At 52.7% G+C, this 13,885-nt stretch carries 14 protein-coding genes and 1 pseudogene; 10 read left to right on the forward strand and 5 right to left on the reverse strand.

Annotated features, from left to right (window positions below; genetic code table 11):
- Position 1: 1 nt before the first annotated feature.
- The 3 genes and pseudogenes from sirB1 to RT197_RS08735 form a co-directional block, all read left to right on the forward strand.
- The gene (sirB1, locus tag RT197_RS08725; protein ID WP_312949290.1) at positions 2-808 is read left to right on the forward strand and encodes an invasion regulator SirB1; all 807 of its coding nucleotides are present in this window, start codon (positions 2-4) and stop codon (positions 806-808) included.
- Positions 809-846: 38 nt separating this feature from the next.
- Positions 847-1,701, forward strand: a complete 855-nt coding sequence (gene kdsA / locus RT197_RS08730) for a 3-deoxy-8-phosphooctulonate synthase (protein ID WP_312949291.1) — start codon at positions 847-849, stop codon at positions 1,699-1,701.
- Between the two features lie 162 nt (positions 1,702-1,863).
- A pseudogene (locus RT197_RS08735) lies at positions 1,864-2,028 on the forward strand (hypothetical protein); the annotation flags it as partial.
- Between the two features lie 11 nt (positions 2,029-2,039).
- Here the strand turns inward: RT197_RS08735 and map are convergent.
- Positions 2,040-2,828, reverse strand: coding sequence for a type I methionyl aminopeptidase (gene map / locus RT197_RS08740; RefSeq protein WP_312949294.1), 789 nt, complete (start codon positions 2,826-2,828; stop codon positions 2,040-2,042).
- Entirely contained in the window at positions 2,809-3,027 is a 219-nt protein-coding gene (locus RT197_RS08745) for a ParD-like family protein (RefSeq protein ID WP_312949297.1), read from the reverse strand. Before RT197_RS08745 ends, map begins: the two co-directional genes overlap by 20 nt.
- Positions 3,028-3,166: 139 nt before the next feature.
- Between RT197_RS08745 and RT197_RS08750 the strand changes: the two genes are divergently transcribed.
- The 3 genes from RT197_RS08750 to RT197_RS08760 all read left to right on the forward strand — a co-directional run bounded on the left by RT197_RS08750 (position 3,167) and on the right by RT197_RS08760 (position 6,357).
- The gene (locus RT197_RS08750) at positions 3,167-4,147 is read left to right on the forward strand and encodes a helix-turn-helix domain-containing protein (protein ID WP_312949300.1); all 981 of its coding nucleotides are present in this window, start codon (positions 3,167-3,169) and stop codon (positions 4,145-4,147) included.
- A 78-nt stretch (positions 4,148-4,225) separates the two neighbouring features.
- Positions 4,226-5,236: a type I glyceraldehyde-3-phosphate dehydrogenase gene (gene gap / locus RT197_RS08755; protein WP_312949303.1), complete on the forward strand. Its 1,011-nt coding sequence runs from the start codon at positions 4,226-4,228 to the stop codon at positions 5,234-5,236.
- Between the two features lie 404 nt (positions 5,237-5,640).
- Positions 5,641-6,357: a YebC/PmpR family DNA-binding transcriptional regulator gene (locus RT197_RS08760; RefSeq protein ID WP_312949306.1), complete on the forward strand. Its 717-nt coding sequence runs from the start codon at positions 5,641-5,643 to the stop codon at positions 6,355-6,357.
- A 315-nt stretch (positions 6,358-6,672) separates the two neighbouring features.
- On the opposite strand, the gene RT197_RS08765 is transcribed toward RT197_RS08760, so the two are convergent.
- Positions 6,673-7,077 (reverse strand): nuclear transport factor 2 family protein, encoded by a 405-nt coding sequence (locus RT197_RS08765; protein ID WP_312949308.1) that lies wholly within the window; start codon positions 7,075-7,077, stop codon positions 6,673-6,675.
- 191 nt (positions 7,078-7,268) lie between these two features.
- Positions 7,269-8,183, reverse strand: coding sequence for a LysR family transcriptional regulator (locus RT197_RS08770; RefSeq protein ID WP_312949311.1), 915 nt, complete (start codon positions 8,181-8,183; stop codon positions 7,269-7,271).
- Between the two features lie 107 nt (positions 8,184-8,290).
- Here RT197_RS08770 and RT197_RS08775 point away from each other — a divergent pair, with 107 nt between their 5' ends.
- Positions 8,291-9,328 carry an NAD(P)-dependent alcohol dehydrogenase gene (locus RT197_RS08775; RefSeq protein WP_312949314.1) on the forward strand — a complete coding sequence of 346 codons (1,038 nt, stop codon included), beginning with the start codon at positions 8,291-8,293 and terminating at the stop codon, positions 9,326-9,328.
- Between the two features lie 75 nt (positions 9,329-9,403).
- On the opposite strand, the gene RT197_RS08780 is transcribed toward RT197_RS08775, so the two are convergent.
- Positions 9,404-10,285, reverse strand: coding sequence for a LysR family transcriptional regulator (locus tag RT197_RS08780; protein ID WP_312949316.1), 882 nt, complete (start codon positions 10,283-10,285; stop codon positions 9,404-9,406).
- Positions 10,286-10,390: 105 nt separating this feature from the next.
- Between RT197_RS08780 and budA the strand changes: the two genes are divergently transcribed.
- Genes budA through RT197_RS08795 form a run of 3 tightly spaced genes read left to right on the forward strand, consistent with a single transcriptional unit; the run spans position 10,391 to position 13,653 of the window.
- Positions 10,391-11,170 (forward strand): acetolactate decarboxylase, encoded by a 780-nt coding sequence (budA, locus tag RT197_RS08785; RefSeq protein WP_312949496.1) that lies wholly within the window; start codon positions 10,391-10,393, stop codon positions 11,168-11,170.
- Between the two features lie 12 nt (positions 11,171-11,182).
- The gene (gene alsS, locus RT197_RS08790; protein ID WP_312949319.1) at positions 11,183-12,862 is read left to right on the forward strand and encodes an acetolactate synthase AlsS; all 1,680 of its coding nucleotides are present in this window, start codon (positions 11,183-11,185) and stop codon (positions 12,860-12,862) included.
- A 20-nt stretch (positions 12,863-12,882) separates the two neighbouring features.
- Complete coding sequence (locus RT197_RS08795; RefSeq protein WP_312949321.1) at positions 12,883-13,653, forward strand: (S)-acetoin forming diacetyl reductase; 771 nt, start codon at positions 12,883-12,885, stop codon at positions 13,651-13,653.
- The last annotated feature ends 232 nt before the right edge of the window (positions 13,654-13,885 follow it).

Here is a 13,885-nt window from a genome sequence, read left to right on the forward strand (position 1 = left end):
TATGAGGTCGTTGGCCGATTTCGAATTTAACAAAGCACCGCTGTGCGAAGGCGTGATCCTTATTTCTGAGATCGTGCGTGACGATTTTCCGGCGCAGACGGTATACCACGAGCTTAACCGGCTGGTGAGCCTCGCGCAGGAAGAGATCAGCGCTGCGTGGGCCGACGAGCGTCAGCTTGAAAAACTGCTGGATCTGTTTTTTAACGAATGGGGATTCGGTGCCTGCCAGGGCGTTTATCGTCTCTCCGATGCGCTGTGGCTGGATCAGGTGCTGGCGAAGCGTCAGGGCAGCGCGGTGTCGCTGGGGGCGATCCTGCTATGGATTGCCCAGCGCCTGTCGCTGCCGTTGGTGCCGGTCATTTTTCCGACCCAGCTATTATTGCGCGCCGACACGCCTGAAGAAATGTGGCTGATTAATCCGTTCGACGGCGAGACGCTGGACGAGCATACGCTGGAAGTGTGGCTGAAAGGCAATATCAGCCCGGTGGCAGAGCTGTTCAATGAAGATCTCGACGAAGCGGACAACGCCGAAGTGGTGCACAAGCTGCTGGACACGTTAAAAGCCGCGCTGATGGAAGAAGGGCAGATGGAAGCCGCACTGCGGGCCAGCGAAGCGCTGCTGGTGTTTAACCCGGAAGATCCGTATGAAATCCGCGATCGCGGGCTGATTTACGCCCAGCTTGAGTGCGATCACATTGCGCTGACCGATTTAAATTATTTCGTTGAACAGTGCCCGGAAGATCCGATCAGCGAGATGATCCGCGCACAAATTAATGCCATCGCGCACAAACAAATTACGTTGCATTAATCTGGAATGAATCCGATTTACTCTGATAAGGCGATCCTATGAAACAAAAAGTGGTTAGCATTGGCGACATCAACGTCGCAAACGACCTGCCGTTCGTGCTGTTTGGCGGGATGAACGTGCTTGAGTCGCGCGATCTGGCGATGCGCATCTGTGAACATTACGTTACCGTGACCCAGAAGCTGGGCATTCCGTACGTGTTCAAAGCCTCTTTTGATAAAGCCAACCGTTCCTCCATCAATTCTTACCGTGGGCCGGGCCTCGAAGAAGGGATGAAAATCTTCCAGGAACTGAAGCAAACCTTCGGCGTGAAAATTATCACCGACGTTCACGAAGCCAGCCAGGCGCAGCCAGTGGCCGACGTGGTCGACGTGATCCAGCTTCCGGCGTTTCTGGCCCGCCAGACCGATCTGGTTGAAGCGATGGCTAAAACTGGCGCGGTCATTAACGTTAAAAAACCGCAGTTCGTCAGCCCGGGCCAGATGGGCAATATCGTCGATAAGTTTATTGAGGGCGGCAACGACCAGGTGATCCTCTGCGACCGTGGCGCAAACTTCGGCTATGACAATCTGGTTGTTGATATGCTGGGCTTTGGCGTGATGAAAAAAGCGTCCAACAACTCGCCGGTGATCTTCGACGTGACCCACGCCCTCCAGTGCCGCGACCCGTTTGGCGCAGCGTCCGGCGGTCGTCGTGCCCAGGTTGCAGAACTGGCTCGCGCAGGTATGGCCGTCGGCATTGCCGGTCTGTTTATCGAAGCCCACCCGGACCCGGAAAACGCGAAATGCGACGGCCCGTCCGCGCTGCCGCTGGATAAACTGGAGCCGTTCCTGAAACAGATGAAAGCGATTGACGATCTGGTGAAGGGTTTTGACGAGCTGGATACCAGCAAGTAATCAGCCCTTTAGCGGCTGGATTGCTGAAGCCTTACCGTGATGCGGTAAGGCTTTTTTTATAGGCGGAGGCTGGCGATCGAGGGAATTCATTTACTTAGCCGCACCCATTCGGTCTTCTCAGGTGTTATGGTGACTTTCCCATAACCATGAAAGGAGAAAAAAATGATTGTCAGAACATGGCATGGCTGCGTTCCGCTAAAACATGCAGAAGGCTTTGCAACGCATCCTGAGAAAACAGGCGTGGAGCATTCAACGAGCATTCAGGGAAACAGAGGCGCATTTGTGCGATGGGAAGTGCAGGGGGACCGGGCGCACTTTTTCCTGGCCCCTAATGAGTCTTAAGCAATGTGGTCCGGGATAATTTCGTCTTTACGCAGCGTTAAGACCTCAAAACCGTCAGCGGTCACCGCAATGGTATGTTCCCACTGGGCCGAGAGTTTTTTATCTCGCGTCACCACGGTCCAGCCGTCTTTTTTGGTTTTTATCTTGCTGTCGCCCTGATTAACCATCGGTTCGATAGTAAAAACCATCCCCTCCTGCAATACCTCGCCCGTGCCGGGCTTGCCATAGTGCAACACCTGCGGTTCTTCGTGCATCTCCGTGCCGATGCCGTGCCCGCAATATTCCCTCACCACGCTGTAACCGCTGTTTTCAACATGGCTCTGGATGGCATGGCCGATATCCCCCAGCCTTGCGCCCGGTTTTACCGTTTTAATACCCAGCCACATGGCTTCCCAGGTTTTTTTCACCAGCCGACGAGCCAGCGGAGAGACGTCACCAATCAGATACATTTTGCTGGAGTCAGCAATCAGGCCGTCTTTTTCCAGGGTGATGTCGACGTTAACGATAGCGCCGGATTTCAGGTGTTCATTAGCTTTTGGGATCCCGTGACAAACCACCTCATTCACCGAGGTGTTCAGCACGTAAGGGTAATCATATTGGCCTTTGCTGGCGGGGCGGGACTGCAACTGCTCAACAATAAAGGCTTCAGCCCGATCGTTTATTTCCAGAGTGGTCACGCCGGGAACAATAAAGGTGTCCAGCATCTCAAATACCGACGCGAGCAGCGCGCCTGCATGACGCTGGCGAGCGAGTTCATCGGCGGTTTTAATGGGAATTGATGGCATCGATCACCTCCATTAAACGGTCGGAACCTGACTTCAGCATCATCATCTTGATCTGCTGATAGTTTAGTTCGGGGTAAAGCTCGCTCATCATACCGAGGCGGATCCAGTATTCAGCCTGCGCGTTTACCGAACGCGACATGGCTTTGCTGGCGTCGCGGATGTCTTCATGCAGCAAATCCGAAATTTTGACGATACCCATAAATATATACTCCGTAACGTTTCATATATGCATCGTATATTTTTTGCGGGTGGATGTCATGGAGATTTTGTTGTAACGGGAGGATGCTTTCTGCCTGGACCCCGTTGACTTATTCTGTAAAAAGACTACTTTTCAGGACATGAAAAAGATACTGATTATTGTCCCCGATGGTGGAATGCTGTTTGAATCCGCCGGTATTGCCGACATTCTGATGCAGGCCAACCGCCTGCACCCGGAAAGTGCTACAACCCTCTGTTACCAGGTGCATTTAGCGACAACCCAGCCGCATCAGGTGATCCACGGCCAGTCCGGTTTAAATCTGCTGGCGGATTATCGCCTGCATGAGATAGATCCTCGCGAGCCTCTCGATACCATTATTATCACCGGCAGAGGCCAGAATCCGCAGGAAGGAATTGCGGTGGTGGACTGGCTGCGCCTTGCGGCTCCCCACGCCCGCCGTATTGCATCCATTTGCGGCGGCGCGATGCTGCTGGCGCAAACCGGACTGCTGGACGGGAGACGAGCCACCACCCACTGGAAATTGCTGGAGACCATGCAGGCAGAATTTCCGCAGGTGCACGTCGAAGGCGGACCGCTCTACATTCAGGACGAACATGTCTGGACTTCAGGTGGGGTCAGCTCCGGCTTTGACCTGACGCTGGCGCTGGTTGAAGAGGACTACGGCTTCAGTCTGGCGCGCGACATCGCCCAGGACCTCGTCATGTACCTGCACCGCCCCGGAGGCCAGTTGCAGTTTAGCCGCTACAACCTTCAGCAGACCAGCACCCTGGGCCCGATTAACGATCTGTTGGCCTGGCTGCTCAGTAATCTCACCGCCGACCTCTGTGTGGAGAAACTGGCGGAAAAAGTCGCCATGAGTCCGCGTAATTTTACCCGCGTGTTTACCCGGGAAACCGGCGCTTCACCGGCGCGCTACGTCGCCGAAGCCCGTCTGGCCGCTGCCCGACAGCGCCTGGAGCAGACCAGCGAGACGCTGGATCGCATCGCCGAACAGACGGGATTTGGCAGCAGCATTAACCTGCGACGGCTGTTTGAAAAACAGCTCCACCTCACGCCTGGTGAATATCGTCAGCGCTTTCACTGTCGTAAAATGGCGTAAAGTGATCCTTTTTTGTCATTTACGCCAACCCGTGACCGGCCTACAGTAGCTTCAGAGACAACAGATAAGGAGTTGATCATGGTAAGGGTCGGTATTAACGGTTTTGGCCGTATCGGACGCAACGTACTGCGTGCAGCACTGGGTAACCCGGATATTCAGATTGTGGCAATCAACGATCTGACGGACAGCAAAACGCTGGCGCATCTGCTGAAATACGACTCGCTGCTCAGCAAGCTCGACGCCGATGTCATCGCCAGTGAGGGGCAGCTTGTGGTTGACGGTAAACCCGTTACCGTCTTTAGCGAACGCAACCCGGCCAATATCCCGTGGCGTCAGGCTGAAGTCGATATCGTCATCGAAGCAACCGGCTTCTTCACTGACCGTGAGAAGGCGGCGGTGCATATCCATAGTGGTGGCGCAAAGCGGGTGATTATCTCCGCACCCGGTAAAAACGATGATTTAACTATCGTGATGGGCGTTAACGATGGCCTCTACTCGCCGGATAAACATTACGTGGTCAGCAACGGTAGCTGCACCACCAACGGTCTGGCACCTGCCGCGCAGGTTTTGCACCAGCATTTCGGTATTAAGCATGGCCTGATGAACACCACCCATGCCTACACCAACAGTCAGGCGCTGCACGACCAGCCGGAAAAAGACCTGCGCGGTGCCCGCGCCGCCGCACTGTCGATTGTGCCTTACTCCAGCGGTGCTGCGAAGGCGCTTGGCAAAGTCATCCCTGAACTGGATGGCCGCTTAACCGGTTACTCGCTGCGCGTGCCGGTTCCTGTGGTGTCCATTGTCGACCTGACCGTGACGCTTGAGCGGGATGTGACGGCAGAAGAGGTTAATAACGCGTTTCGTGAAGCCGCCGCGACGGGGCCACTGAAAGGCATCCTCGGCTATAGCGATGAACCGCTGGTTTCAAGCGACTATCAGGGTGACCCGCGTTCTTCCATTATTGATGGTCTGTCGACGCTGGTGATTGGCGGTAATATGGTCAAAATCCTGGCGTGGTACGACAACGAATGGGGATTCTCAAATCGCCTCGTTGATCTCGCGCTGTTAATGGCAAGGCATGAACGCTAATCTTCTATTCTGACACTGCTTCTAAAATCCACGCCTGGCGTGGATTTTTTATATCTGTCGCCTGCAAGTCGTCGCATAGTCGCGCGGTAAAAGAGAGTGCAATGGCGGGGTTATCCATTCTACCTTAATGTCTCTCTTGTCCAGAATCCGATCTCGCCTGTGGCCTGCATAATGCCAAATCCAGCATTGTCGATAACTATTGAGTTAATACTGGATCGAAGTATTTAAAATAGATCATCCATAATATTAACGCTTGATAGAATTAAAATAACATCCTGTGAAATCGAGATATTTTTATTTCTCATAGACGAATATTTACATATTGTGATATAATTCGGCGGAGATAAATACAGGTTATTAACCTGCCGGTAATGTAAATAAATTTTTTTGAGGAGACTATTCCAGTGGGACGTAAATGGGCCAATATCGTTGCTAAAAAAACGGCTAAAGACGGTGCAACGTCTAACGTATATGCAAAATTCGGTGTAGAAATCTACGCGGCGGCTAAACAAGGTGAACCCGATCCAGAATCAAACTCAGCTTTAAAATTCGTTATCGAACGTGCGAAACAAGCACAAGTTCCAAAACACGTTATTGATAAAGCAATTGATAAAGCCAAGGGTGGCGGAGATGAAACGTTCGTGCAAGGGCGTTATGAAGGCTTCGGACCTAATGGTTCAATGGTTATCGCTGAAACATTGACTTCAAATGTTAACCGCACGATTGCGAATGTCCGCACAATTTTCAATAAAAAAGGCGGGAATATCGGAGCGGCAGGGGCTGTCAGCTATATGTTTGACAATACCGGAGTGATTGTATTTAAGGGATCAGACCCTGACCATATTTTTGAAATTTTGCTCGATGCTGAAGTCGATGTTCGTGATGTATCCGAAGAAGAAGGGAACATCGTTGTTTATACGGAATCTACAGACCTTCACAAAGGAATTGCAGCGCTAAAAGCGGCTGGAATTACTGAATTCTCAACAACAGAATTAGAAATGATTGCTCAGGCAGAAATTGAGCTTTCACCAGAAGATTTAGAAATCTTTGAAGGACTCGTTGATGCCCTTGAAGATGACGATGATGTGCAAAAAGTATATCATAACGTTGCAAACCTCTAATTATAAATTAAAGAAATCTGCCATTATGGCAGATTTTTAATTTATAAAGCTGTTATAAAAAAAGCACGTCTGGCCAGATAAAGTGATTATAAAAAATAGATAAATTTTACGGTAGAAAATCAAAAGCGGCTGTCCGCTCCACATTCAGAGCGGACCTGCCGCTCTCACCGTTTCATGCAAAATATAGCGATTAACTAGTGACCTACAATGACTATCAGGAAGCTGGTTATTGCGATGAAAAAATAAATCAGCTAACTTCTAATAACTACGTATTTTGCTTCACGATCTTTTAGATATCTTAAGATAACAAGTAAATCACTCGCATGCTTTGAAAACGGCGTAGCTGTCTTCAAACATACGAAAACGGGTAATCAATCCCTCTTCAATGCACATATCCAGCACGAATTCGGTTTCAATCAACTTGCCTGTTTTTTTTACTCGTGATGCAAGTTCACCGATAGCAACCACACGCTTATCTTTGATTAGTAAGTCTTTGATTTCAAAATGCTCGGATGATATCTGTGATCGGATCTGCGCATAGAACTCTGCTACACCTTTCTTCCCATATTTACGACCAATCCAGGGAACAACCTTAGTATTTCCCGCTACCAGCCAGTCTATGTTTTCACTAACCAGTTCAGCGATTTCATGAACATCTTCTGCTGTGGCGATACGATGAAAGAAGGCTTCTGTTACTGCCTGCGGAGTTGGAGTCGTCATAATTTACTCATCCCAGTAGTGGCATTTAAGGATCTTCAGATTAATTGATTATCACAGAAATCAATTTGACATGATGTGCTCTTTAATCATGCTATTAATTACAAATTTGATGTAGCATTGTCTACTCTTCTCGCAGAGCGGACGTTGCGAATATCCGGTAACGGCAGACCCGGCAGTAAACTTCAACATTACTACAAGCCAGGATCGGTGGTGGCTACAAACGATTTGATTAAGTCAATAAATGCTCTTAGCGAAGCAGACATATGAGGGTTATTGACATAGTACAGATGAAATCCTGAAAAAACCGCAGACCATTCACTTAGCACCTGAATGAGTTCGCCCTTTTCAATATAGTGTTTGGCAAGCTGCTCACTGATATAAGCCAGTCCTGTGCCCTTTAGCGCTGCATCAAGCACAAAATCAGTTTCATTCGCGGTAATAACGCTTTCGACGTTGACGAAGATTGCTCCTTCCGGCCCCCGGAATTCCCATCGTTGCAGCACTCCTGTAGGGTCCCAGCGATATGTCAGGCATTGATGCAGCCGTAAATCCTGCGGGTGCCGAGGCTCAGGAAAGCGCGAAAAATAGTCTGGCGAACCCACAACAGCCATCCGCAGGTCTGAAGTCAGTCGCACGGCGATCATATCCTGCTGAACGAGCTCTCCCGATCTGATCCCGACGTCGAATCCCTTTCCAACGATGTCGGTGATGGTGTCATCAATGACCACATCAAGCGACAACCGGGGATATTTTTCCCTTAATAAAGGAAGCATGGGTGTAATCAGGAGACGGGCGGCAATACGGGGAAGATTGATCCGAATCCGCCCCTGCGGCTCTGCCTGGGAAGCGCCAGCGTCCCTGACGGCCGAATAAATCTCTGCGACCGCAGGCATGAGGCGTTCCAGCAGAGTTTGTCCCGCTTCTGTGGTTGCCACACTTCGGGTTGTCCTGTTAAGCAGCCTGACACCCAAACGTTCTTCCAGAGCGCGAATCGTATGGCTCAGAGCAGAAGGTGACATTCCGAGAAGCTCCGCTGCACGCCTGAAGCTGTGTTCCTCCGCAACACACATAAACGCTTTTAGTTCGCTGAACTCACTGCCTTTCATTATTGCTCCCGGACACAACAACCTGTGCTGATTATAGCGTATTGTTAATCACAATCAGAAGCCGGAGACTTTCACGGTAAAATCATAACTACCGGAAGGGCTTTATTATGAGAAAACAAATGCGTCGCTGGGAATTAAATGCCATTGGACGAGAAAATCTCGAACTGAAATACGTTGATATTCCGGTTCCCGATCCACGGCAGGTACTGGTGCAGGTGGAAGCTGTCGCCCTGAATTATCGGGACAAGATGGTCATTGAGAGTGGACGAGGCCTGCCACTAAAGTTCCCCTTTACGCCCGGTTCCGACCTGGCCGGTAAAGTCGTCGGACATGGCGATGCTGTGACACTATTCAACAACGGTGACCGGGTTATTTCGACCTTTACGCCTGACTGGAAAGACGGACTGCGTCCCGGTGATGCGCGAACTCCAGCCTACAGGACCCTGGGTGGCTATTATCCTGGCGTCCTTGCAGAATATGTCGTTATGCCTGAAGACTGGCTTGTAAAAGCGCCAACCACGCTGGAACCCACGCAGGCTGCAACCTTATCCTGCGCTGGTTTAACTGCATGGTTCGCACTGGTCGAGCGTGCCGGTGTTAAAGCTGGCGATACCGTACTTATTCCCAGTACCGGAGGAGTGGCGCTGTTTGGCCTGCAGATCGCAAAAGCGCATGGTGCCCGGGTGATCGTATCAGGAAGAGCCAGTAATGCCACGCGGGCGAAAGCACTGGGAGCCGACTATTACGTGGATCGGAACCGCGAAGACTGGATGGACGTGATTTATCAGATCACAGGTAACCGTGGTGCCGATCATATTCTCGACGTGATCGGTGGCGAACATCTCGCTAAATCAGTCCAGCTCGCGGCGGTCGGAGGACATATTTGCCAGATAGGTGCGCTCGATGGCTTTGATATCACCGCACCGGCAATGCCCCTTATGTTGAAAGACGTAACGATTCATGGCATCGGTACCGGCAGTCGTCAGGCGCTGTTAAATCTGGTTCGCGCTGTTGAACAAACCGGAATAAAACCCGTGATCGATTCTGTTTACGCTTTCTCCGACCTGGAAAACGCTTTAGATCACTTGGAAAGAGGGCCTTTCGGTAAGTTGGTAATCGAAATCAATAATAATGGCAGGGCATAAACGCTAACATTACAGAGCCAATTAACCTGGAGATCGACAGAGCCTGCGGCGCGGCAGGACTTAACCGCTCTGATATCAATCCCCATTCAACATAGCCAAAAACAGTTTCACCGTCTTCGAACGTTCAAAACGCCGCCAACAGAGCGCGATCTCAGTATAAAGCTCCGGCGAGGTCAACAAATGATAGGTGACATTTGGCGGTGAAATGGCCGCCATCGACTCCGGCACCAGGGCGAAACCGCCGCCTGCGGATACCATACTCAGGGATGAGGAAAGCTGCGACGACTGCAGCGTGTGCTGCATATCAATTCCGGCCCTCTCGCAGCAGCCGTAAACGCGATCGTACAGCCCCGGCGCGACCTCTTGTGGGAACAGAATCATTGGCGTATCCCGAAGCTGCTCTAACCTCAGAGCACCACTTTTCGCCTCAGGATGGTCGCGATGCAGCGCCACTACCATCGGCTCCCGACCCAGGATTTTCTGGTTAAAAGCCTTACTGCTCTCGCAGGGGAGGCGCACAAAGGCGATATCCAGTTCACCCTCAGCCAGCATCGTCATCAGACACGACATATTGGCTTCCACCTGATGTACCGTCACCGCCCTGTTATGCACCTGATACTGGCGAATCAGCGCGAAGATTTTAGGATGAAAAGCGTCTGAACTGGTGATCCCTATCGACAGGGTTCCGTTCAAGCCACGCGCAATGCCACGGGCTTTTTCTAGCGCGGCGTCGCTCATCTTCAGAATTTTACAGGCATCTTCATAGAAGGCTTCTCCGGCTTCAGTTAATTCAACGCCCCGGGTCAGGCGTCTGAACAGCGGCGTGCCAACCTCTTCCTCAAGCCGTTTAATCTGCTGACTCAGGGGAGGCTGTGAAATACCCAGTACTTTGGCCGCCTTAGTGAAGTGTCGCTTGCGTGCAACCGCGACAAAATAGCGCAGATAACGAAATTCCATATCAAAAACGTCTCAAACCAGCATGCGTTTTATATTGGAACTTTCCGCTGAATCGAGTCAACATTTATTTAACCTTTCTAAATAAAGTTGAAGAGGACGAGCATGATGGTGCATTCATCTGCATGCGACTGTGAGGCAAGTCTGTGCGAAACCCTGCGCGGGTTTTCCGCCGAGCATCCTGACAGAGTGATCTATCAGACATCGCTAATGAGCGCCCTGCTCAGCGGTGTGTACGAAGGAGAGACTACGATTGCCGATCTGTTGGCGCACGGTGATTTTGGTCTTGGGACCTTTAACGAGCTGGACGGCGAAATGATTGCCTTCAGCAGCCAGGTCTATCAGCTGCGCGCCGACGGCAGCGCACGGGCCGCGAAGCCAGATCAAAAAACGCCGTTTGCGGTGATGACCTGGTTCCAGCCGCAGTACCGCAAAACCTTCGACGGGCCGGTCAGTCGTCAGCAGATCCACGACGTCATCGACCAACAGATCCCCTCCGATAACCTGTTCTGTGCGTTGCGTATCGACGGGCATTTCCGCCACGCCCACACCCGGACCGTGCCGCGCCAGACGCCGCCGTACCGGGCGATGACCGACGTGCTGGACGACCAGCCGGTATTCCGCTTTAACCAACGCGAGGGCGTGCTGGTCGGGTTTCGCACCCCACAGCATATGCAGGGCATTAACGTGGCGGGCTATCACGAACATTTCATCACCGACGACCGTCAGGGCGGCGGCCATCTGCTTGACTACCAGCTTGAAAGCGGTGTGCTCACCTTCGGTGAAATCCACAAGCTGATGATTGACCTGCCTGCCGACAGCGCGTTTTTACAGGCCGACCTTCACCCCAGCAACCTTGATGCGGCAATCCGTTCCGTTGAAAACTAACAGGAGAACACCGTGAACAGTGATACACAGGCACGTCAGTGGGCGCACGGCGCCGATATGGTTGTTGGTCAACTGGAAGCACAGGGCGTGAAGCAGGTTTTCGGGATCCCGGGTGCGAAAATCGACAAGGTATTTGATTCCCTGCTGGACTCCACCATCGAAATTATCCCCGTGCGCCATGAGGCAAACGCGGCGTTTATGGCGGCAGCGGTGGGGCGGTTGACCGGTAGAGCCGGGGTGGCGCTGGTCACTTCCGGGCCGGGCTGTTCGAACCTGATCACCGGTATTGCCACCGCCAACAGCGAGGGCGACCCGGTGGTGGCGCTGGGCGGGGCGGTGAAGCGCGCAGACAAAGCGAAGCTGGTGCACCAGAGCATGGACACGGTGGCTATGTTCACCCCGGTGACGAAGTATGCCGTGGAGGTCAACTCACCGGAGGCAATTGCCGAGGCGGTGTCGAACGCGTTTCGCGCCGCTGAGCAGGGCAGGCCGGGCGGGGCGTTTGTCAGCCTGCCGCAGGATATTGTCGACCAGCCGGTCACCGGGGCAATTTTGCCCGCCAGCACCGCAGCATTGATGGGGCCGGCACCAGAGTCAGCTATCAACTATCTGGCGACGCTTATCGAAAACGCCAAAAATCCGGTTATTTTACTGGGCCTGATGGCCAGCCAGCCCGTCAACAGTGCCGCGCTGCATAAGCTGCTGGAGAAAAGCCGTATCCCTGTCACCAGCACCTATCAGGCCGCCGGGGCAGTCAACCAGGAACACTTTACTCGCTTTGCCGGACGCGTCGGGCTCTTCAGTAATCAGGCAGGGGACCGGTTGCTGCATCTGGCGGATCTGATTATTTGCATCGGCTACAGTCCGGTGGAATATGAGCCGTCCATGTGGAACAGCGGTGACGCTACCCTGGTGCATATTGACGTGCTGCCTGCCTATGAAGAGCGCAAGTATGTTCCCGATCTGGAGCTGGTGGGGGACATTGCCGGAACGTTGGATCTGCTTGCCAACCGTATAGAGCACAAACTGGAACTCAGCCCGCGTGCCTCTGAAATTCTGGTCGATCGCCAGCATCAGCGGGATCTCCTCAACCGCCGCGGTGCATCCCTCAACCAGTTTGCCCTGCATCCGCTGCGCATTGTGCGCGCCATACAGGATATCGTGAACAACGACGTGACGCTCACCGTCGACATGGGCAGCTTCCACATCTGGATTGCCCGCTATCTTTACAGCTTCCGCGCGCGTCAGGTAATGATTTCCAACGGCCAGCAGACCATGGGTGTCGCGCTTCCGTGGGCGATTGGCGCCTGGCTGGTCAACCCGGGTCGCAAGGTGGTCTCGGTGTCCGGTGACGGCGGCTTCCTGCAGTCCAGCATGGAACTGGAAACCGCCGTGCGCCTCAATGCCAATGTTCTGCACATTATCTGGGTGGATAACGCCTACAACATGGTGGCGATTCAGGAAGAGAAAAAATACCAGCGTCTTTCTGGTGTGGAGTTCGGCCCGGTCGATTTCAAAGTCTATGCCGACGCGTTCGGCGCGAAAGGCTTTGCCGTGGAGAGCGCCGATGCGCTTGAGCCGACGCTGCGTGCGGCAATGGATATTGACGGTCCTTCCGTTGTCGCTATTCCCGTTGACTACAGCGATAACCCGCTGCTGATGGGCCAGCTCCATCTCAGCCAGATTTTGTAAAACAATATAAGGACAGAGAAATGCAAAAAGTGGCTCTTGTAACCGGCTCCGGCCAGGGGATTGGTAAAGCAATCGCGCTTCGCCTGGTGAAAGATGGTTTTGCCGTCGCCATCGCCGATTATGACGAGGAAACGGCGAAAGCCGTGGCCGATGAAATCACCCGCAACGGTGGCAATGCCGTTGCCGTGAAGGTCGACGTGTCGAAACGCGAACAGGTGTTTGCGGCAGTGGAGAAAGCCCGTACCGCATTGGGCGGTTTCAACGTCATCGTCAATAACGCCGGGATTGCACCTTCTACCCCCATAGAGTCGATCACCTCAGACATTGTCGACAAGGTTTATAACATCAATGTGAAAGGGGTGATCTGGGGTATTCAGGCCGCGATTGACGCGTTCCGCAAAGAGGGACATGGCGGTAAGATCATCAATGCCTGTTCTCAGGCGGGCCATACCGGCAACCCGGAACTGGCGGTGTACAGTTCCAGCAAGTTCGCGGTTCGTGGGTTAACCCAGACGGCAGCACGTGACCTCGCGCCGCTGGGGATCACCGTTAACGCCTACTGTCCTGGCATTGTCAAAACGCCGATGTGGGCGGAAATCGACCGTCAGATTTCCGAGGCGGCGGGTAAACCGCTCGGCTACGGTACTGAAACCTATGCCAAACGGATCACTCTTGGCAAATTGTCCGAACCGGAAGATGTGGCTGCTTGCGTATCTTATCTCGCCGGGCCAGACTCCGACTACATGACCGGCCAGTCCCTGCTGATTGATGGTGGGATGGTGTTCAACTAAATACTAATAAGCTCTGACATGGGTTTTCCCCTGCATACGTGCAGGGGCTTTTTTGTTACTGTTGAAAATTGAAAAGCGGGGTGTCGGGCTTAACCCACACACGCGCCGCTGTCTGGACTGTTATCTCCCAAACTTCACGAAAAGGCTCGCCCCCGCCTACAACCACTGCCAGGACGTGACAGATACGCTGGCGGATAATCCCACCCGGATGCGAACGGTCTTATCTTCCGCA

Source organism: Superficieibacter sp. (assembly GCF_032071645.1).
GTDB lineage: Bacteria > Pseudomonadota > Gammaproteobacteria > Enterobacterales > Enterobacteriaceae > Superficieibacter.

Coding starts and splice junctions, on each gene's coding strand:
- sirB1 (WP_312949290.1), top strand. CDS start 2: ATGAGGTCGTTGGCCGATTTCGAATTTAACAAAGCACCGCTGTGCGAA.
- kdsA (WP_312949291.1), top strand. CDS start 847: ATGAAACAAAAAGTGGTTAGCATTGGCGACATCAACGTCGCAAACGAC.
- map (WP_312949294.1), bottom strand. CDS start 2,828: ATGCCATCAATTCCCATTAAAACCGCCGATGAACTCGCTCGCCAGCGT.
- RT197_RS08745 (WP_312949297.1), bottom strand. CDS start 3,027: ATGGGTATCGTCAAAATTTCGGATTTGCTGCATGAAGACATCCGCGAC.
- RT197_RS08750 (WP_312949300.1), top strand. CDS start 3,167: ATGAAAAAGATACTGATTATTGTCCCCGATGGTGGAATGCTGTTTGAA.
- gap (WP_312949303.1), top strand. CDS start 4,226: ATGGTAAGGGTCGGTATTAACGGTTTTGGCCGTATCGGACGCAACGTA.
- RT197_RS08765 (WP_312949308.1), bottom strand. CDS start 7,077: ATGACGACTCCAACTCCGCAGGCAGTAACAGAAGCCTTCTTTCATCGT.
- RT197_RS08770 (WP_312949311.1), bottom strand. CDS start 8,183: ATGAAAGGCAGTGAGTTCAGCGAACTAAAAGCGTTTATGTGTGTTGCG.
- RT197_RS08775 (WP_312949314.1), top strand. CDS start 8,291: ATGAGAAAACAAATGCGTCGCTGGGAATTAAATGCCATTGGACGAGAA.
- RT197_RS08780 (WP_312949316.1), bottom strand. CDS start 10,285: ATGGAATTTCGTTATCTGCGCTATTTTGTCGCGGTTGCACGCAAGCGA.
- budA (WP_312949496.1), top strand. CDS start 10,391: ATGGTGCATTCATCTGCATGCGACTGTGAGGCAAGTCTGTGCGAAACC.
- RT197_RS08795 (WP_312949321.1), top strand. CDS start 12,883: ATGCAAAAAGTGGCTCTTGTAACCGGCTCCGGCCAGGGGATTGGTAAA.